We start from the raw sequence: 18077 nt of genomic DNA, 5'->3' as shown, positions 1-18077 counted from the left end.
CATCGAGAGGGGACAAAGGGGTAGAGAAATGGGGCTGACTCAACTCAGCCAAGTGCCGTGCGGTTTAGCTCACCGCATCTGCCGGCTGGCGCTGCAACATGGCCAAGGTGTTGGCAATGGTTTTGCGCAGTTCACGGCGGTCGCAAATGAAGTCAATCGCGCCTTTGGTTTGCAAGAACTCGGCACGCTGAAAGCCCTCAGGCAAGGTCACGCGCACGGTGCTTTCGATCACGCGTGGGCCCGCAAAGCCAATCAAGGCCTTGGGTTCGGCAATCACCACGTCGCCCACAAAGGCAAAGCCGGCCGATACACCGCCCATGGTGGGGTCGGTCAACACGCTGATGTAGGGCAAGCCTTTCTTGGCCAAGCGGGTCAGCGATGCGTTGGTTTTGGCCATTTGCATCAATGACAGCAGGCCTTCTTGCATGCGTGCGCCACCCGTGGCGGTGAAGCAGATGAACGGCACTTTTTGCTCGATGGCGGTGTGCACGCCGCGCACAAAGCGCTCACCCACCACCGAGCCCATGGAGCCGCCCATGAAGTCGAATTCAAAGCAAGCAGCCACCACGTTGATGCTGTGCACCGCACCACCCATCACCACCAAGGCATCGGTCTCGCCGGTGTTGCTCATGGCTTCTTTCAGGCGCTCAGGGTATTTGCGGCTGTCTTTGAATTTCAAGGCGTCCACGGGCACCACTTCTTGGCCAATCTCGTAACGGCCTTCGCCGTCCAAGAACGCGTCCAAGCGTTGGCGCGCGCCAATGCGCAAGTGGTGGCTGCAACTGGGGCACACGTTTTGGTTTTGCGCCAGGTCGGTGTTGTAGAGCACGGTTTCGCAGCTGGGGCACTTGACCCACAAGCCTTCAGGCACGCTGCGGCGATCTGCCGGGTCGGTGTGTTGAATTTTGGGAGGCAGTAATTTTTCGAGCCAACTCATGGTGAGCCTTTCGTCAGATCTGAATGGGGTGATTTTAGTCGCCAGGGCGCCCTGCGCCCTGCATCGGCTCGGGGGGGCTTAAGCGTCCAAGGCTTGGCGAATACCCGCCAAAAAGTCATGTGCTGCTTGCACGGCTTGCCCCTCTGGCGCGGCTTCCAGCAACTGGATGATGCGGCTGCCAATCACCACCGCGTCGGCCACACGGCTGACGGCGCGTGCGGTGGTGGCGTCTCGGATGCCAAAGCCCACGCCCACGGGAATGTGCACATGCTGGCGAATGCGCGGCAGCATGGCTTCGACCGCGTCGGTGTCGAGGTTGCCAGCACCCGTCACACCTTTGAGCGACACGTAATATACATAGCCACTGGCCACGCGGGCCACTTGCGCCATGCGTTGGTCGGTGCTGGTGGGGGCGAGCAAGAAAATCAGGTCCATGTGGTGCGCACGCAGCGTGGCCGCAAAGTCTTCGCACTCTTCGGGTGGGTAGTCCACGATCAGCACACCGTCCACGCCTGCTGAGGAGGCGTCTTTGACAAATGCATGCGTGCCGTGTTTCAGGTCGTAGCATTCGACGGGGTTGGCGTAGCCCATCAAGACCACGGGGGTGGTGGTGTTGGTTTGGCGAAATTCACGCACCATGTCTAACACCTGGGTGGTGCCAATGTGCAAGCGCAGCGCCGCTTCGCCGGCTTTTTGAATCACCGGGCCATCGGCCATGGGGTCGCTGAATGGCACGCCCAACTCAATGATGTCGGCCCCTGCATCGACCATGCCGTGCATCAGCGCAGGGGTGATGTCGGCTTTTGGAAAGCCGGCCATCACATAGGGAATCAAGGCTTTGCGGCCTTGGGCCTTCAGGGCGGAGAGGGTGGCGTCGATGCGGCTCATGCGCGTGCTCCCACGGGCTGCACGGGCGTGTCACCGCTGCCCTCCGAGGGGGCCTTCGCCCCTAGGGGCGGCCCGTCGGGGCGCAACACCACGTTCACCACATGTTCTGATGGGCCGCCTTTGACGGACTGTCCTTGACAGCTGGGGCGGCAAAAGAAGTCGGCCCCGCTCAAGTCGGCCACCGTGCCAATGTCTTTGTCGCCACGCCCAGACAGGTTGACCAAGATGGATTGATCAGACGACATGGTTTTGGCCAGTTGCATGGCGTAGGCCACGGCGTGGCTCGACTCCAGCGCCGGGATGATGCCCTCGGTACGGCACAGGTAATGGAAGGCCTCCAAGGCTTCGGTGTCGGTGATGCCCACATACTCGGCGCGACCGATGTCTTTGAGGAACGCATGCTCGGGCCCCACGCCGGGGTAGTCCAGGCCCGCGCTCACGCTGTGGGTTTCGGTGATTTGGCCGTTCTCGTCTTGCAAGATGTAGGTGCGGTTGCCGTGCAACACGCCCGGCGCGCCCAGTTGCAGCGAGCATGAGTGGCGACTGGTGTCCATGCCTTCGCCGGCGGCTTCCACGCCGATCAAGCGTGTTTTCTCAAACGGGATGTAGGGGTAGAAGATGCCCATGGCGTTGCTGCCGCCACCCACGCAGGCCATCACCACATCGGGTTGTGCGCCTTGGTGCATGGTGGGCATTTGCGTGATGCACTCTTCGCCAATCACGCTTTGAAAATCGCGCACCATCATGGGGTAAGGGTGTGGTCCGGCCACGGTGCCAATGATGTAGAAGGTGTTGTCGACGTTGGCCACCCAGTCGCGCATGGCTTCGTTCAGCGCGTCCTTGAGTGTGCGGCTGCCACTCTCCACGGGCACCACGGTGGCGCCCAAGAGCTTCATGCGGTAGACATTGGGGCTTTGGCGCTTCACGTCTTCCGCGCCCATGTACACCACGCATTCCAAGCCGTAGCGTGCGCAAATGGTGGCGGTGGCCACGCCGTGTTGGCCCGCACCGGTTTCGGCAATCACGCGGGGCTTGCCCATGCGCTTGGCCAGCATGGCTTGCCCAATGGTGTTGTTGATCTTGTGGGCGCCGGTGTGGTTGAGGTCTTCGCGCTTGAGGTAAATCTGTGCGCCACCCATCTCACGGCTCATGCGGGCGGCGTGGTAGATGGGGGAGGGGCGTCCCACAAAGTGGGACAACTCGCTTTTGAACTCGGCGATGAAGGCCGGGTCGTGTTGGTATTTGGCATAAGCCTCTTTCAGCTCTTCGATCGCGTGGGTCAGGGTTTCGCTGACAAAGCTGCCGCCGTAATTGCCAAAGTGGCCGCGTGCATCGGGTTGTTGGTAGTTCGACATAAAGGTGCCTGCAAAAAGGAGTGGGGTTCGAACCCCAGCGCTTTGAAAAAGAAAAAGCTCGGCGCGTGGTTCAGTGCGCGTGCTGTGCGTCTGCGGCACGCACAGCGTCAGTGAAAGCGCGAATCAAGGCGGGGTCTTTGATGCCTTTGGCCGACTCCACGCCAGAACTCACGTCCACCGCCAGCGACAAGCCGCGGTCACGCAAGGCATGCAGGCCGTCTGTCACGTTGGCAGCGTTGAGTCCACCAGACAAGACGAGGTGAGCGTTGACGTTTTGAGGAAGCTGTGACCAATTGAATGCCTTGCCGCCACCGCCGTAACCGTCGACGTGGGCGTCGAGCAGCACCGCTTGGGCGTCTTTGTAATCGTGCGCGTATTTTAAGAGGTCAAACGGCGCTTCGCTTGCAGCAGCTTCAAGCGGAATGCGGGCGGCGCGAATCCAGCGTCGCCCCATCCTTTGGGCGATCTGGCGGCACTGCTCAGGCGTCTCGTCGCCATGGAACTGCAGCCAGGCACCCGGCACGCGCAAACAGGCCTGCGCAATGGCCTCAGAGGTTTCGTTGACAAACAGCAGCACAGGCGTGACAAAGGCTGGCAAGCGTTGCGCCAGTACTGCGGCACGTTCAGCGGTGACAGCGCGTGCGCTGGGTGGGTACAGCACAAAGCCCACGGCATCGACGCCCGCTGCCACCGCAGCGTCAACGTCTTGCTCTCGGGTCAGGCCACAAATTTTGATGCGGGTGCGGTTCATGGCAAACCATCATACGCAGGCGCGCCATTGGGCAAGCCCCAATGCGCGTCGTACTGCGGTCCTAAGAAATACAAGCCATCTGGGCTGAAGGTGCGGCTGGCCGCGTCCCGGCTGCGTGCTGCCAGTACCTCGGCCATCCATTCGGGCGGGTGGGTGCCTTCGCCAATCGGAACCAAACAACCCATGAGGTTGCGGATCATGTGGTGCAAGAACGCATTGGCTTCAAATTCAAAGCGCCAATAGGCCGACTGGGGTTGGGTGCTGCGCCGTGTGATGCGCAGGGAGCGCAGCGTTTTGACCGGGCTGAGCGCTTGGCAACTGGTGGCGCGAAAAGAGGTGAAGTCGTGCTCGCCCAACACATACCCAGCAGCTTGCTCCATGGCCTCGAGGTTGAGTGGGCGGTACACCCAACCCACGCGCCCCAGCTCCACACTGGGCCGGACCGGTGACTCCAACAACACATAGGCATAGCGACGTGAGACGGCGCTGCCCCGGCAGTGAAAGTCTCGGGGTACCTCTTGTGCCCATTGAACCGCAATGTCGAGTGGCAAAAAACTGTTGGTGCCACGCACCCATGAATAAGGATCGCGCACCAGTTCGGTGTCAAAATGAATCACTTGCATCAAGCCATGCACACCTGAGTCGGTGCGACCTGCGCACAAGGTTTGGATTCGTGTGGTGGTGAATTTTTGCAATGCCGCTTCAAGACGGTCTTGCACTGTTTTGCCTGAGAGCTGACTTTGCCAGCCTTCGTAGGCTTGGCCGTTGTAGCTCAAGCCCATGGCAATGCGCATCGGCTTTAACCTCGCTCAGCCAGCCACTGCTTGGCGCGGGCTTGCACCTCGCCTTTGGCTTCGCTGACCACTTCTTCCATCAGCGCGCGGCTGGTGTGCAGTTGGCCCAATTTCCAAAGCTCTTCAGCCAAGTCCATGCGCACCTTGAAGGGGTTGTCTTTGGACGGTTCGTCCAAATCCAGCGAGATGTCTGGAATGTCCAGGGTTGGGCGTGCCGGTTGTGCCTGGGCCACGACCGGTGCGTCATCAGGTTGGGGTTCTTCGGCGGCTGGGGAAGGTGCCGAGGTGAAGGGGGCCATGCTGGGCACAAACTGGGGTTCCAGATGGTCTGCATCGGGCAAGTCCAAGTCGAACTTCACATTCAGCGGGGGGAGACCTTGGATGTTGTCACCTTGCAGGCGGCTGGCACGTCGCATCCAAAGGCCAATCAAGACCAACAACCCGATCAAACTTCCAGCACCAACAGGTGCCATGGGGTGGTGGGTCAGTTGACTCAGCCAATCTTTGGGTTCTGAGGGAGGGGGCAAGTCGGCTTCAATGCCTGCTGAGGCCGCGTTGGCGGTGGCCGCAGCAATCTGACCCAGCTCTGCAATGTTGCGTCCCATTTCAGCGGCACGGCTGGCCACTTCTTGAGCTTGGCGCTGTTGCGCCAACTTGTCTTCGACGCCGCCTTGCGTGGGCTTGGTCAGTGTGAGTTTGTCTTCTTTGGCGCTGGCTTTTTTGTTTTGCACGCGCGCTTCCAGCTTGCCCGAACTGTCGCGGCTGGCTTTGGGTGCTGAGCCTCCCGGCGCGCGAGCGGCCAACTCGGCGCGGTATGCCTGGAAGTTGGCGGTTTGTACTTGAATTTCTTTGCGCGCTTCATCGCGCGACAAAGCCTTGGCCTCTTGCTCGGACGGCATGCTCAACAACGAGCCCGACTTCAGGCGGTTCACGTTGGCGTCGACAAACGCATCGGGATTGCTGCGCAGCATGGCGGCCAACATTTGGTCCAGCGACACATTGGCTGATTTGTTGCGCGCGGCCAATTCACTGGCCGTGTCGCCGCGCTGAACCTGGATGGTCGGGGTGCCACCGCTGAATGCCGCGGGCGAACTGACGGAGTGTGGACGACCGTCGTCCATCGACAAACTGAGGGCGCGCAGCAAGCGGCCATTGGCCCAGCGCAAGTCCAGCAACACGTCCAGGAAGTTGCTGGAGACCGTTTGCTGGCTGGTGATGGACAAGTAAGGTCGCCCGTCGTTGCGTTTGAGCAGTTTGACTTGGATCTCTAAGGCCGCACCTTGGCTGGTGGGTACCTCGAGTTTGGTGGCTTTGTAGACGTCTGGACTGGCCAGAGCAGCTTGGAAGTTGACCTGTTCCGCGGCAGCCATGTCCACAATGTCAATTTCAGCCTTGAGGGCTTCGCCTTGCTTGGACTGCACCATAGGGCGACTCAAAGTCAGCGCTTGCGCACTGCCAAACAGGGTCAAAGACAGGGCCGCCCACAACGCGGAGCGTTGGAACAGGTTGGATGCTGGGCGGAGGTCTCTGGTCATGGTCAGAATGGTAGCGGGTTTATTTCATCGCTCAAGCAAGATGCGAAGCATGCGACGCAGGGGTTCGGCAGCGCCCCACAGCAATTGATCGCCGACGGTGAAGGCGCCCAAATAATCGTTGCCCATCGCCAGTTTGTGCAAGCGGCCCACGGGCACGGTCAGGGTGCCGGTGACAGCAGCAGGCGTGAGGTCACGCTCAGAAATGTCACGTTGGTTGGGCACCACTTGGACCCAGTCGTTGGCTTGGGCCAAGATCGACTCAATCTCATCCATGGGCACATCTTGTTTGAGCTTGATGGTCAAGCCTTGCGAGTGGCAGCGCATGGCGCCAATGCGCACGCACAAGCCGTCAATCGGGATGCTGCCCGCGCTGCGGAAAGCCGGGTTGCCCAAAATCTTGTTGCATTCGGCGCCACCTTTCCATTCTTCTTTGCTTTGGCCGTGCTCGACCGGCACATCGATCCATGGAATCAAACTGCCAGCCAAGGCGGTGTTGCGGAAATTTTGGGTGGGAAATGCAGCGCTGCGCATGGTGGCCGAGACCTTGCGGTCGATGTCCAAGATGGCAGACGATGGGTTGGCCAAGTCGTCTTTGACGGCTTCGTGCAGGGCACCCATTTGGCTCAACAGCTCGCGCATGTTTTGAGCGCCAGCACCTGAGGCAGCTTGGTAGGTCATGGCGCTGACCCACTCGATCATGTGGTGCTTGAACAACCCCCCCATGGCCATCAACATCAGGCTGACGGTGCAGTTGCCGCCAATCCAGTTTTTGCCGCCTTGGGCAAGGGCAGTGTCGATCACATCGCGGTTGACGGGGTCGAGCACGATGACGGCGTCATCGGCCATGCGCAAGGACGACGCTGCGTCGATCCAGTGACCCGTCCAGCCTGCGGCGCGCAGCTTGGGGAAGACCTCTTTGGTGTAGTCGCCGCCTTGGCAAGTCAAGATGATGTCGCAGCGCTTGAGCGCAGCGATGTCATGGGCGTTTTGCAGCGTGGTTTCGTTTTTGGCTTGTGCAGGGGCTTTGCCACCCGCGTTGGACGTGGAGAAGAACACAGGTTCAATCAGATCGAAGTCTTTTTCTTGAACCATGCGGTCGATCAACACCGAGCCAACCATGCCGCGCCAACCAACTAAACCTACTAACTTGCTCATTTCAACGCCTATTCAGTTGCAATAAAAAGTGCCAGACCTGGCTGTTTGCCCGGCTCGTCTGGCCGGGGGGCGCACGACGAGACAGAGCGGTTCAGCCCTTGGTAGTCGTGGTTTTGGGGGTGAATGCACGCGCCCTCGCCGCAGCCTTAGCTGCTGGCGAGGGGTTCATGGGGATGAACGGACAGGCGTGAAACATGCTTCGATTGTATCGGATGGCGTTTGAGGCCTGCGCCAAACCCGCCTCTAGCGCCTGTGAAGTGGGTGCAACTTCAAGCGAGGATCAACGCAATGCGTTGACCACCGCGTCGCCCATTTGCGCCGTGCCTACCTTGGTGGTGCCCGCACTGTAGATGTCGGGCGTACGCAGGCCTTGGGCCAGCACAGCTTTGACGGCAGTTTCAATGCGGTCAGCCGCGGCGGCTTGGTTCAAGCTGAAGCGCAACATCATGGCGGCGCTCAGAATGGTCGCCAAGGGGTTGGCCACGCCTTTGCCCGCGATGTCGGGTGCGCTGCCATGGCTGGGCTCGTACAGACCTTGATTTTTGGAGTTCAAAGAAGCCGACGGCAGCATGCCGATGGAGCCCGTCAGCATGGAGGCTTCGTCGCTCAAGATGTCGCCGAACATATTGCCCGTCACCACCACGTCAAAGCGCTTGGGTTCTTTCACCAGTTGCATCGCGGCGTTGTCCACGTACATGTGGTCCAGCGCAATGTCGGGGTACTCGTGGCCCACTTCGGTCACCACGTCTTTCCAAAACTGGAAAGTCTCCAACACATTGGCTTTGTCGACGCTGGTCACGCGGCCTTCGCTGCCAGAGGCTTTGCGCTTGCGTGCGGCTTGGAAAGCCACGTGGGCAATGCGCTCAATCTCGGGCTTGCTGTAGCGCATCGTGTCAAACGCTTCCTCCGCGCCGGGAAAGTGACCATCGGTCGCCACGCGGCGGCCACGGGGTTGGCCAAAGTAAATGTCGCCGGTCAACTCACGAATGATCAGGATGTCCAGGCCCGAAATCAACTCAGGCTTCAAGCTCGATGCGCCCACCAATTGCTCGTAGCAAATCGCAGGGCGAAAGTTGGCAAACAGCCCCATGTTTTTGCGCAAACCCAAAATGGCTTGCTCTGGGCGAAGTGGGCGATCCAGGGTGTCGTACTTCCAATCGCCCACCGCACCAAATAGCACCGCATCCGATTGCATGGCCAGCTTGAGCGTGGCGTCGGGCAAGGGGTGACCGTGCGCGTCAAAGGCAGCACCGCCCACCAAGGCGGTTTCCATCTCAAACGACAGGTCCAACACATTCAAAACTTTGATGGCTTCGGCAACGATCTCGGTGCCAATGCCGTCTCCGGGCAAAACTGCAATTTTCATGCTGACTTTCTGTGTGTGCGTTACATCGTGTGTGCCAGCCAGGGCTTGGTGGCCAGGCGTTCGGCTTCAAAGGCACGGATCTTGTCGGATTGGCGCAGGGTCAGGCCAATGTCGTCAAAACCATTGAGCAAGCAGTATTTGCGAAAGGCTTGGACCTCAAACGCAATGGTTTCGCCCTGGGGACGAACCACCACTTGGTTTTCCAAATCAATGGTCAATTCATAGCCGGGAAAGGCCAGCACTTCATTGAACAACAGATCAACCGCCGATTCGGGCAACACGATGGGCAGCAGGCCGTTCTTGAAGCAGTTGTTGAAGAAAATGTCGGCAAAACTGGGTGCAATGACGGCTCGAAAACCGTATTGGTCAATCGCCCAAGGTGCATGTTCGCGGGATGAGCCGCACCCAAAGTTCTTGCGCGCCAACAACACCGATGCGCCTTTGTAGCGGGGTTGGTTGAGCACGAAGTCGGGGTTGGGTTGGCGACTGGCGGGGTCTTGGCCGGGCTCGCCCGGGTCCAGATAGCGCCATTCGTCGAACAGGTTGGGGCCAAAGCCCGTTTTGCGGATCGACTTTAAAAACTGCTTGGGAATGATGGCGTCGGTGTCGACGTTCTCGCGGTCCATGGGGGCCACCAGGCCTTTGTGGAGGGTGAATTTCTGCATGTTTAGGCCTTTCAAGCGAACTTGCGCACGTCTACAAAGTGGCCGTGAATGGCCGCTGCGGCTGCCATGGCAGGGCTGACCAAATGGGTACGACCTCCTGCGCCTTGTCGGCCTTCAAAGTTGCGGTTGCTGGTGGAGGCACAGCGCTCACCGGGCTCTAGGCGGTCGGCGTTCATGGCCAAACACATCGAGCATCCGGGTTCGCGCCACTCAAAGCCAGCGGCTTTGAAAATCTCGTGCAAGCCTTCCCGCTCGGCTTGTTCTTTGACCAAACCAGAGCCTGGCACCACCAAGGCCAGCTTGATGTTCTTGGCCACTTTCTGGCCCAGTTTTTTCACCACAGCAGCAGCTTCGCGCATGTCTTCGATGCGGCTGTTGGTGCAAGAGCCAATGAACACCTTGTCAACGAACAAATCATTGAGCGCTTTGCCGGGTTGCAAATTCATGTAGGTCAATGCGCGCTCAATCGCGCTGCGCTTGTTGGCGTCTTTCTCTTTGTCGGGGTCGGGCACGAGGCCCGTGATGTCAAGCACCATCTCGGGCGAGGTGCCCCAAGTGACCTGGGGCAAGATGTCTTCGGCTTTCAACTCCACCACCGCGTCAAACGTGGCGTCGTGGTCAGAGTGCAAAGTCTTCCAGTAGGCCACGGCTTGGTCCCATTCCACACCCGTTGGCGACAGGGGGCGACCCTTGACGTACTCGATGGTTTTGTCGTCCACCGCCACCAGGCCAGCACGCGCGCCGCCTTCGATGGCCATGTTGCACAAGGTCATGCGACCTTCCATGCTCAGCGAGCGAATGGCCGAGCCGGCAAATTCCACCGTATAGCCTGTGCCTCCCGCCGTGCCAATCTTGCCAATGATGGCCAGCACCACGTCTTTGCCTGTCACGCCCTTGGCCAACTGCCCCTCGACTCTGATGAGCATGTTCTTGGCTTTTTTGGCCAGCAGCGTTTGCGTGGCCATCACGTGTTCCACCTCAGAGGTGCCAATGCCGTGCGCCAATGCGCCAAAAGCACCGTGGGTTGAGGTGTGGCTGTCACCGCAGACCACCGTCATGCCAGGCAGGGTGGCGCCGTTTTCGGGGCCAATCACGTGAACAATGCCTTGGCGCTTGGACATGAACGGAAAGAAAGCGGCTGAACCAAATTCCTTCATGTTGGCGTCGAGCGTGGTGATTTGCTCTTTGCTGATGGGGTCGGTGATGCCGTCGTAGCCCAACTCCCAGCCTGTAGTGGGGGTGTTGTGGTCCGCCGTGGCGACGATGGAACTCACACGCCAAACCTTGCGGCCGGCTTGGCGAATGCCTTCAAAAGCTTGCGGGCTGGTGACCTCGTGCACCAAGTGGCGGTCGATGTACAAAATGGCCGTGCCATCTTCCTCGGTGTGGACGACATGCTCGTCCCAGATCTTGTCATATAGAGTGCGTGCCATGAATATTCCTTGTCTCGGTTACATGATTTTATGCGGGCGCCGCTGAAGGAACCCTTAAAAACAAAGATAATCCAGTCACCTATGTATGGCCTGTGTGGCTTGAAGGACTTTTATGGCTGAACAAGCTGCGCTGGCAAACAACCTCGTGATTGGCGAGGGCGTCACCTTCAACGGCTCCATCGTGGCGCCTGGCAAGGTACTCATCAGTGGTACCGTGACAGGCCAGCTCCAGGCCGATGACTTGCAAATTGGCAAGAACGGCAAAGTCACTGGCAAAGTTCAAGCGCGCGAAATCGATGTGCATGGTGAGCTCAACGAAGACATCATTTGCAAAGACCATATCCTGATTCACAGCACCGGCAAAGTCACGGGCAGCCTGGAATACTCAGAACTCGAAATTCAGCGCGGTGGCCGTTTCCACGGCGACATGAAGCAGCGCTAAAGCCCGGGGTGTGCGGCGCCCCGGCGTCTCTACTGTCATGTCGTCACCTGACAATGCGCACATGAGAATATTTCACATCAGTTCCCACGCCGTGACGGAGACGGCAGCATTGCCGCAAGACATGCCCGAGCAAGGCTTTGTCTGGATGGCCTTTGCGCGCCGTGAATTCGAAGTCATGCAACAGTCCATCCAGAACACGCTGGAGCAAATGTGCGGTGCACAAATTGTCGACTTGCATGTGTCGGATGTGCTCAACAACCAGTTGCCTTCACATTACGACTACACCTCCGATTACCACTTGATGGTGTTTCGTCGCTTGGCTGCTGGGCAAACAGAATCCGACTTGTCACAACCCGGCGCCATCTTGCACCGCTCGCGTGACAAAGGCGGTCCTCCCGTACTCCATCGCATTGACACCAGTCCCGTGGCTTTTGTTGTGTTTGATCGTGTGGTGGTCACGGTCCATCCCACCGATTGCGCGGTGCGAGACAGCTTTGCGGCGCGCTTGCTTCACACGGCGCATGCCTCCGTGCACCAACAGGGCAATCGCATGCCATTGAGTCCAGCCGACTTGATGTTGCGTGTCATCAGTCAAATGGTTGATGGGTACCTGAACCTGCGGCGGGAGCTGACCCGGCAACTCGACCATTGGCAGAGCGAACTCATCAACCCCAACACCCGTTTCAACAACTGGAGTGCGTTGTTGGACGCACGCTTGTCATTGCACCATTTGGATGAAATCTGTGAAGACCAGCGGGCGGCCATCCAAGACTGGATCGATGCCTTGGATGCCGTCATCGAACCCCAAGCCGAGCTTGTGCGCTCGTTCGAGTTGCTCAAAGTTCGCAGCCGTGATGTGTTGGAGCACATTGAGCGCGTGGTCCACCATGTGCGTCGCTTAGAACAAAGCGCCGAAACTGCGGTGCAAATGCATTTCAATGCGCAAAGCAACCGCACCAACGACATCATGCGCACCCTCACCGTGTTGACGGCTATCTTCTTGCCGTTGAATTTGATCACCGGATTTTTTGGCATGAACTTCGAGACCTTCCCCGTGCTTCACGACGAGCAAGGCCTCTGGTGGACCTTGGTGAGCATGGGGCTGCTGGCCGTGGCGCTGGTGGTGTTTTTTTGGCGCAAACGCTACCTGGGGCAAACCAGCTGACCTTCTGCGGCGTTCAGTACTTTTCTGGGACCACCATGTCATCTGGGACCGGATGACGGATGTAGTCGGGGTTGCGCACCCGGGCTGGCATTTGCACCTGGTCGTGCGGAATTTCGTGGTAATTGAAATGACCCAACAAGTGGTCGATGCAATTGAGTCGTGCGCGTTTTTTGTCCACCGCTTGCACCACCCACCAGGGGGCTTCAGGAATGTGGGTGCGTTCGATCATGGTTTCTTTGGCACGTGTGTAGTCTTCCCAACGACGGCGGCTCTCCAAGTCCATCGGGCTGAGCTTCCATTGCTTGAGGGGGTCGTGGATACGTCCCAAGAAGCGGGCATGTTGTTCGTCATCGGTGATCGAAAACCAGTACTTGATCAGTGTGATGCCACTGCGTGCCAGCATCTTTTCAAACTCGGGCACGGTGCGAAAAAACTCTTCGTATTCGTCGTCGTTGCAAAATCCCATCACGCGTTCAACCCCAGCGCGGTTGTACCAACTGCGGTCAAACAACACGATCTCGCCGGCGGCCGGCAAATGGGCCACATAGCGCTGAAAGTACCACTGAGTGCGTTCACGGTCGTTGGGGGCGGGCAGTGCGGCAACCTTGCAGACACGTGGATTCAGCCGTTGCGTGATGCGCTTGATCACGCCGCCTTTACCCGCCGCATCCCGTCCTTCAAACAAAATCACGACCCGCTGGCGTGTGGCCACCACCCAGTCTTGCAGCTTCACCAATTCGCCTTGCAAACGCAGCAACTCCCGGAAGTAAACCGCGCGGTTGACTTGCCCTGGCTCGTTCAATGAGCTGCTGTTTTCGTCGGCACCATCTTCGAACGACATTTCCAGCTCTTCATCGATCGAGTCCAAAATGTCTTCGCGCAAACGACGGATTTGCTCGTCGTCCAAGGGAGTGTTGCTTTGTGTCATTTTGCGATTTCCTTTAAACTTCATCTTGCTTGAATTGCGTGGCATTTTGATGACATTTTGTCACCGCATTTTCACAATTGCTCGCTACATTGAGTTGCAATTTCGCAAAGTGCTGATTTCGAGGTGACATTATTTTTAGGTCTATCACGCGCGCCTTCGTCCTTTGTGCATTGGCATATGTAGTTTCCGGTTGTGCGGTTCGCCCTTACGTGTTGGATCAAACCGCAGCGGCCTTGTCGTCTCAATCGCAATCGCCAGAAGACGACTTGGTGCTGGCGCGCGAAGCCAGTGCCTTCTACCTCAAACTGTCTGAGTCTGTGTTGCGTGAAGTGCCAGGCAACCTGCCATTGGCCGCTTCTGTGGCCGCAGGATTCACCCAATACGCCTATGCCTTCGTGGCGCTGGAAGCCGACAAGCGAGAGCCGCAAGATGCCGCTGCCGCCCAGCAACTGCGTGAGCGCGCAGCGCGCCTGTACGCACGTGCCCACCGGCACGCCATGGCCGCACTCGAAGCCTCGACGCCCGGCTTTACCCAGTCCTTGGGCCGCCCGGATGCGCTTCAAGCAATTCGTTTGACAACGGCGCAAGTGCCCGTCGCCTATTGGGCTGCGGCCTCTTGGGGCGGATGGATTTCTTTGTCCAAGGACAACCCAGACATCGTGGCGGATTTGCCCACGGCCATTCAACTCGCCAAGCTGGCTTGGCTCAAGCAACCCGATTTTTCACAAGGGGCCCTGTCCAGCTTGATGGGGACGTTTGAGGCTGCACGACCCGGCGGCTCAGCCGCACAAGCTGCGGTTTATTTTGAACAAGCCGTGGTGGCGGGTGCAGGCCAAAGTGCCGGCGTGTATGTGGCGCAAGCGGAGAGCCTAGCTCTGCCCAAAGGGGATCGGGCCAGTTTTGAAGCCTTGCTGCACAAAGCCGTGCAGGTCGCCACCCTTCACCGCAATTTGCCAAACGACATCATGCGTGAGCGTGCCACATGGCTGCTGGGCATGGCAGACGATCTTTTCTGAAAGCTTTCCTTGTCTTCATTCATTTCTTTTTGCCTTGCCTGTATTGTGGCTTTCACCGTAGGCGTTAGCCACGCGGCCGACAAACAGTTGCGCTTGGGTACTTTGGCCCCCAAGAACTCGCTCTACCACCGGCAGTTGATGGAGGTCGGTGAAGCTTGGCGTGCCGCTCAAGGTGCGGGAGCCAAATATGTGGTCTTCCCGGATGGCAGCCAAGGGGGCGAGACCGAACTGGCGCGACGCATGCGCATTGGACAACTGCAAGGTGCCTTGTTGTCGGTGGTGGGCTTGCACGAAATTGAGCCCTCCATCAGCGCCCTCCAAGCCATGCCTTTGCTTTTTAAAAGTTGGGAAGAGGTGGACTATGTGCGCGAAAAAATGCGCCCTGCCATGGAGAAAAAGTTTTTTGACAAAGGCTTTGTCGTGTTGGCTTGGGGTGATGCCGGTTGGGTCCGTTTCTTTTCCAAGGACCCTGCCTTCAGGCCCGACGACTACAAAAAGATGAAATTTTTTGCTTGGGGGGGTGAGGCAGACCAACAAGAGATCATGAAAAGCTTGGGTTACACCCCGGTGCCCTTAGAGACGAGTGACATCTTGCCCTCGGTGCAGACCGGCATGATCAACGTGGTGCCATCCACCCCTTACTTTGCGCTCGCCAGTCAAATCTACACCATGGCCCCCAACATGTTAGACATCAACTGGGCGCCCATTGTGGGTGCCTTGGTGGTGACGAAAAAAGCCTGGGACGACATGTCACCCGCCACCCAAGAGGTGGTGCGGGCCGCGGGTGAAAAAGCAGGCGCGCAAATTCGCAGCAAAGCGCGACTTGAAGTGGAAGAGGCTGTGGATGCCATGAAAAAACGGGGACTCACCGTCAACCGACCCAACCCAGAACAATTGCGTGAATGGAACGAGTTGGCCGACAAACTCTATCCCCGCATTCGCGGGACCTTGGTGCCCGCCGACACCTTTGACGAAGTCATGCGCCACCTCAAAACCTACCGTTCCAGCAAGGCCAAGTGATGGGGCTCCGTTGGCGCGTGGATGAGGCCTTGGCCAGCCTGGCCTTGGTGCTCATGGCTTTGATTCCTTTGGTTGAAATCTTGGCGCGCCCCATGCTCGGCAAGGGGGTGGAAAACGCCCCCATCTTGGTTCAACACCTGGGCCTGTGGATGGCCATGTGCGGTGCCTTGGCGGCTGAGCGACATGGCCATCTGTCGAGCTTGGGCGCTTTGGTACCGGGCCGCCAAGGGTTGGCGCATGCCAGTGCGGGCGTGATTTGCGGAGTGCTGGCTTGGTCGTGTTGGCAATTGGTCCTCAGCGAGCGAGATGCGGGTCAGCAACTGGCCTATGCCGTGCCCGTGTGGTGGGTTCAAGCCATCATGCCGCTTGGCTTTGCCCTCTTGGGAGCCAAGCTGGCCATGCGGGGTGTGGCACAGCCCACCCTGCGCTGGCTCAGTGGAGCGTTATGGCCCTTGTTGGGCTTCTTGGTGGGACGTGCCTTTGACGGACAGTCCCTTGCCTTGTGGCCCATTGGGTTGGGCTTGTTGTTTGTTTTGTTGTGTGGTGCCCCCATCTTTGCCGTGCTGGGGGGCTTGGCGTTGGCGCTGTTTTGGCAAGACGGTTTGCCATTGGCCTCGGTGGCTTTGTCGCATTACCAAATCACCGTCAACCCCTCATTGCCCGCATTGCCCCTGTTCACCTTGGCAGGCTTGGTGTTTGCACGCACCGGCGCTGCCCAGCGTTTAGGGGCTGTCTTTTTAGCCTTGTTTGGCGGTGGCGTGATGGGTTCGGTCGTGGCTGCTGCGGTCTTGTGTTCGTGTTTCACTGCCTTCACGGGCGGCAGCGGTGTCACCATCTTGGCCTTGGGGGGCTTGTTGCTTCCGTTGCTGCGCAACGCAGGTTACCCCGAGTCCAAAGGCATCAGTTTGGTCACCAGCGCCAGCGCCTTGGGGGTGTTGTTGGCGCCCTCGGTGCCACTCATCATGTACGCCATCATCGCGCGCGTGCCCATCAACACCATGTTCTTGGCGGGCTTGGTGCCTGCGGTGGTGATGGTGGGGTGTTTGTTGGTGTTTGGCGGCTATTTGAGGTCTTCTCCCTTGCGGGCGAGTTCACCTGCTGCCGCGCCTGCCATGCTCACACCGTTGGGTGTGGCTTGCTGGGCTGCCAAATGGGAAATCCTCGCCCCCGTGGTGGCCATTGGCTCCCTGGCCAGTGGCATGGCAACGCCCACGGAAAGCGCTGCGCTCACAGCCTTGTATGCAGTGGCGACGCAGGCATTGGCGCACCGTGAATTGGGCTGGCGCTTGCTGGGCCATTGTTTGTCCGAGTGCGCGCAAATCATTGGCGGGGTCATGCTCATCTTGGGCATGGCTTTGGGTCTGACCAATTACTTTGTGGATGCTGGCATTCCAGACTTGGCGGTGGATTGGGTTCAATCGGTCACCCAAAACAAATGGGTTTTCTTGGTGGCCTTGAATGTGTTCTTGTTGTTCGCTGGTGCGTTGATGGAAATTTATGCGGCCATCGTGGTGTTGGTGCCCTTGCTGCTGCCACTGGCGCAGAGCTATGGCATTGACCCGGTCCACTTTGGCATCATTTTCCTGGCCAACATGGAGATGGGCTTTTTGTGTCCCCCTGCGGGCATGAACATTTACTTTGCCTCAGCGGTATTCCAGCAACCACTTCGCCGGGTCGCGCTGTCGGTGTTGCCTGCACTGGGGGCTATTTTTGTCGGTACCTTGCTGATCTCTTGGTTGCCGTTGCTGGCTTTGGGTTTGCCAGGCTTGGTCAGTGATTGGTTGCACTGAGCGCTTCAAGTTGTGCAGACACGCTCAGGTGCGACAACTGGGCCAGTGATTTACGCGTATGGCCTTTGGACGGTAAGGCCTCCCCTGTGCTCAAGCGCACGGTGATGGACGGAGCCGTCAAAATTTTGTGCAGCGACTCGACAAACCCAATCTCGCCCACAAATGCCGGGACCAAGCAGTGTTCACCTGTTTGGTCGTTGACGTAGCGCAAGGCCATGGGGTGAACGTCGACCTCACGTTCAATCGCTGCTTCAAACAAGTTGGCGTGGAAGTGGCGCACCGCGTGACCCTCGGTGCTGGTGCCCTCTGGAAAGCCGGTCACCCGATACCCCTGTGCCAGAGCCTCGCTCACATCGCGCACCATCTGGCGCGCGGAACTGGGCGAACCTCGGCTGACAAACACCACCTCACAGGCCTGCACAATTGCACCCACCACAGGCCAACTGCGCACCTCTTTTTTGGCCACAAAAATGCTGGGTTGCAGGGACTGGATCACCAGCACGTCCAGCCAAGACACATGGTTGGCCACCAGCAGCTGAGGACTCTCAAACATGGGGCTCAAGTTGGATTCAGGGGACAGGTGAACCGTCACCCCCATGCCGCACAAGGTGCGTTGCGACCAAGCTTGAATTTCGGCCCACTTCGCCTCGCGGCTCAAACGCGGGCAACGCACCCACAAGATCCAAAAAGCTTCGATGAATGCCCCTATCAGGCGGAGGTACTTGATCAACATGGTGGTGAATGAGCTTAGGTTTGCTGTGTGACAAATGGGTGACTTGTCGAAGAGCATGTCACCAAATCTTCATTGTTTTGACTTGCTTGCGTCATGTCATGTCC

Annotated in this window: 17 protein-coding genes; 5 read left to right on the top strand and 12 right to left on the bottom strand. The window is 58.6% G+C overall.

The features are described from left to right. Positions 1 to 64: 64 nt before the first annotated feature. The 10 genes from accD to leuC all read right to left on the bottom strand — a co-directional run bounded on the left by accD (position 65) and on the right by leuC (position 10879). On the bottom strand, positions 65 to 937 hold the full coding sequence (gene accD / locus ACKWJN_RS02525; protein WP_408594221.1) for an acetyl-CoA carboxylase, carboxyltransferase subunit beta: 873 nt from the start codon (positions 935 to 937) through the stop codon (positions 65 to 67). Positions 938 to 1015: 78 nt separating this feature from the next. Beyond that, positions 1016 to 1825 (bottom strand): tryptophan synthase subunit alpha, encoded by an 810-nt coding sequence (gene trpA / locus ACKWJN_RS02520; protein ID WP_408594219.1) that lies wholly within the window; start codon positions 1823 to 1825, stop codon positions 1016 to 1018. Continuing rightward, entirely contained in the window at positions 1822 to 3180 is a 1359-nt protein-coding gene (gene trpB / locus ACKWJN_RS02515) for a tryptophan synthase subunit beta (protein WP_408594218.1), read from the bottom strand. Before trpB ends, trpA begins: the two co-directional genes overlap by 4 nt. A gap of 70 nt (positions 3181 to 3250) precedes the next feature. After that, positions 3251 to 3931 carry a phosphoribosylanthranilate isomerase gene (locus tag ACKWJN_RS02510; RefSeq protein ID WP_408594216.1) on the bottom strand — a complete coding sequence of 227 codons (681 nt, stop codon included), beginning with the start codon at positions 3929 to 3931 and terminating at the stop codon, positions 3251 to 3253. Beyond that, positions 3928 to 4725, bottom strand: coding sequence for a tRNA pseudouridine(38-40) synthase TruA (gene truA / locus ACKWJN_RS02505; protein WP_408594214.1), 798 nt, complete (start codon positions 4723 to 4725; stop codon positions 3928 to 3930). The genes ACKWJN_RS02510 and truA overlap by 4 nt, the downstream gene beginning before the upstream one ends. 5 nt (positions 4726 to 4730) lie before the next feature. Then, complete coding sequence (locus ACKWJN_RS02500) at positions 4731 to 6260, bottom strand: FimV/HubP family polar landmark protein (protein WP_408594212.1); 1530 nt, start codon at positions 6258 to 6260, stop codon at positions 4731 to 4733. A gap of 24 nt (positions 6261 to 6284) precedes the next feature. Further along, entirely contained in the window at positions 6285 to 7415 is a 1131-nt protein-coding gene (gene asd, locus ACKWJN_RS02495; protein ID WP_408594210.1) for an aspartate-semialdehyde dehydrogenase, read from the bottom strand. A 280-nt stretch (positions 7416 to 7695) separates the two neighbouring features. Beyond that, positions 7696 to 8781: a 3-isopropylmalate dehydrogenase gene (leuB, locus tag ACKWJN_RS02490; RefSeq protein ID WP_408594208.1), complete on the bottom strand. Its 1086-nt coding sequence runs from the start codon at positions 8779 to 8781 to the stop codon at positions 7696 to 7698. A 20-nt stretch (positions 8782 to 8801) separates the two neighbouring features. Continuing rightward, the gene (leuD, locus tag ACKWJN_RS02485; RefSeq protein WP_408594206.1) at positions 8802 to 9446 is read right to left on the bottom strand and encodes a 3-isopropylmalate dehydratase small subunit; all 645 of its coding nucleotides are present in this window, start codon (positions 9444 to 9446) and stop codon (positions 8802 to 8804) included. 11 nt (positions 9447 to 9457) lie between these two features. Next, entirely contained in the window at positions 9458 to 10879 is a 1422-nt protein-coding gene (leuC, locus tag ACKWJN_RS02480) for a 3-isopropylmalate dehydratase large subunit (protein ID WP_408594204.1), read from the bottom strand. Positions 10880 to 10991: 112 nt separating this feature from the next. On the opposite strand from leuC, the gene ACKWJN_RS02475 reads away from it, so the two are divergent. Together ACKWJN_RS02475 and ACKWJN_RS02470 are read left to right on the top strand one after the other, a co-directional pair. Next, positions 10992 to 11321, top strand: a complete 330-nt coding sequence (locus tag ACKWJN_RS02475; RefSeq protein WP_408594202.1) for a polymer-forming cytoskeletal protein — start codon at positions 10992 to 10994, stop codon at positions 11319 to 11321. A 61-nt stretch (positions 11322 to 11382) separates the two neighbouring features. After that, positions 11383 to 12486, top strand: coding sequence for a magnesium transporter CorA family protein (locus tag ACKWJN_RS02470; protein ID WP_408594200.1), 1104 nt, complete (start codon positions 11383 to 11385; stop codon positions 12484 to 12486). A 13-nt stretch (positions 12487 to 12499) separates the two neighbouring features. Here the strand turns inward: ACKWJN_RS02470 and ppk2 are convergent, their stop codons facing one another. Then, entirely contained in the window at positions 12500 to 13414 is a 915-nt protein-coding gene (ppk2, locus tag ACKWJN_RS02465; protein WP_408594199.1) for a polyphosphate kinase 2, read from the bottom strand. A gap of 209 nt (positions 13415 to 13623) precedes the next feature. On the opposite strand from ppk2, the gene ACKWJN_RS02460 reads away from it, so the two are divergent. From ACKWJN_RS02460 to ACKWJN_RS02450, 3 genes are read left to right on the top strand one after another with little or no spacing between them, the layout of a single operon-like run. Then, positions 13624 to 14430: a TRAP transporter TatT component family protein gene (locus ACKWJN_RS02460; protein ID WP_408594197.1), complete on the top strand. Its 807-nt coding sequence runs from the start codon at positions 13624 to 13626 to the stop codon at positions 14428 to 14430. A gap of 45 nt (positions 14431 to 14475) precedes the next feature. After that, complete coding sequence (gene dctP, locus ACKWJN_RS02455; RefSeq protein WP_408594195.1) at positions 14476 to 15450, top strand: TRAP transporter substrate-binding protein DctP; 975 nt, start codon at positions 14476 to 14478, stop codon at positions 15448 to 15450. Continuing rightward, positions 15450 to 17240 carry a TRAP transporter large permease subunit gene (locus ACKWJN_RS02450; RefSeq protein ID WP_408594193.1) on the top strand — a complete coding sequence of 597 codons (1791 nt, stop codon included), beginning with the start codon at positions 15450 to 15452 and terminating at the stop codon, positions 17238 to 17240. Before dctP ends, ACKWJN_RS02450 begins: the two co-directional genes overlap by 1 nt. On the opposite strand, the gene ACKWJN_RS02445 is transcribed toward ACKWJN_RS02450, so the two are convergent. Continuing rightward, complete coding sequence (locus ACKWJN_RS02445) at positions 17221 to 17973, bottom strand: lysophospholipid acyltransferase family protein (RefSeq protein ID WP_408594192.1); 753 nt, start codon at positions 17971 to 17973, stop codon at positions 17221 to 17223. The two genes, ACKWJN_RS02450 and ACKWJN_RS02445, sit on opposite strands and share 20 nt — an antisense overlap. Positions 17974 to 18077: the final 104 nt, after the last annotated feature.

The sequence above is a fragment of the Limnohabitans sp. genome, from assembly GCF_046052825.1.
Lineage (GTDB): Bacteria > Pseudomonadota > Gammaproteobacteria > Burkholderiales > Burkholderiaceae_C > Limnohabitans.
This window is presented reverse-complemented; position numbering and strand designations above follow the sequence as displayed.

Bases quoted from the DNA above. Each gene is read 5' to 3' on its own strand.
- ACKWJN_RS02475 (WP_408594202.1), top strand. From the start codon at position 10,992: ATGGCTGAACAAGCTGCGCTGGCAAACAACCTCGTGATTGGCGAGGGC.
- ACKWJN_RS02510 (WP_408594216.1), bottom strand. From the start codon at position 3,931: ATGAACCGCACCCGCATCAAAATTTGTGGCCTGACCCGAGAGCAAGAC.
- ACKWJN_RS02450 (WP_408594193.1), top strand. From the start codon at position 15,450: ATGGGGCTCCGTTGGCGCGTGGATGAGGCCTTGGCCAGCCTGGCCTTG.
- asd (WP_408594210.1), bottom strand. From the start codon at position 7,415: ATGAGCAAGTTAGTAGGTTTAGTTGGTTGGCGCGGCATGGTTGGCTCG.
- accD (WP_408594221.1), bottom strand. From the start codon at position 937: ATGAGTTGGCTCGAAAAATTACTGCCTCCCAAAATTCAACACACCGAC.
- trpA (WP_408594219.1), bottom strand. From the start codon at position 1,825: ATGAGCCGCATCGACGCCACCCTCTCCGCCCTGAAGGCCCAAGGCCGC.
- ACKWJN_RS02470 (WP_408594200.1), top strand. From the start codon at position 11,383: ATGAGAATATTTCACATCAGTTCCCACGCCGTGACGGAGACGGCAGCA.
- leuD (WP_408594206.1), bottom strand. From the start codon at position 9,446: ATGCAGAAATTCACCCTCCACAAAGGCCTGGTGGCCCCCATGGACCGC.
- leuB (WP_408594208.1), bottom strand. From the start codon at position 8,781: ATGAAAATTGCAGTTTTGCCCGGAGACGGCATTGGCACCGAGATCGTT.
- ACKWJN_RS02445 (WP_408594192.1), bottom strand. From the start codon at position 17,973: ATGTTGATCAAGTACCTCCGCCTGATAGGGGCATTCATCGAAGCTTTT.
- truA (WP_408594214.1), bottom strand. From the start codon at position 4,725: ATGCGCATTGCCATGGGCTTGAGCTACAACGGCCAAGCCTACGAAGGC.
- ppk2 (WP_408594199.1), bottom strand. From the start codon at position 13,414: ATGACACAAAGCAACACTCCCTTGGACGACGAGCAAATCCGTCGTTTG.
- leuC (WP_408594204.1), bottom strand. From the start codon at position 10,879: ATGGCACGCACTCTATATGACAAGATCTGGGACGAGCATGTCGTCCAC.
- ACKWJN_RS02500 (WP_408594212.1), bottom strand. From the start codon at position 6,260: ATGACCAGAGACCTCCGCCCAGCATCCAACCTGTTCCAACGCTCCGCG.
- trpB (WP_408594218.1), bottom strand. From the start codon at position 3,180: ATGTCGAACTACCAACAACCCGATGCACGCGGCCACTTTGGCAATTAC.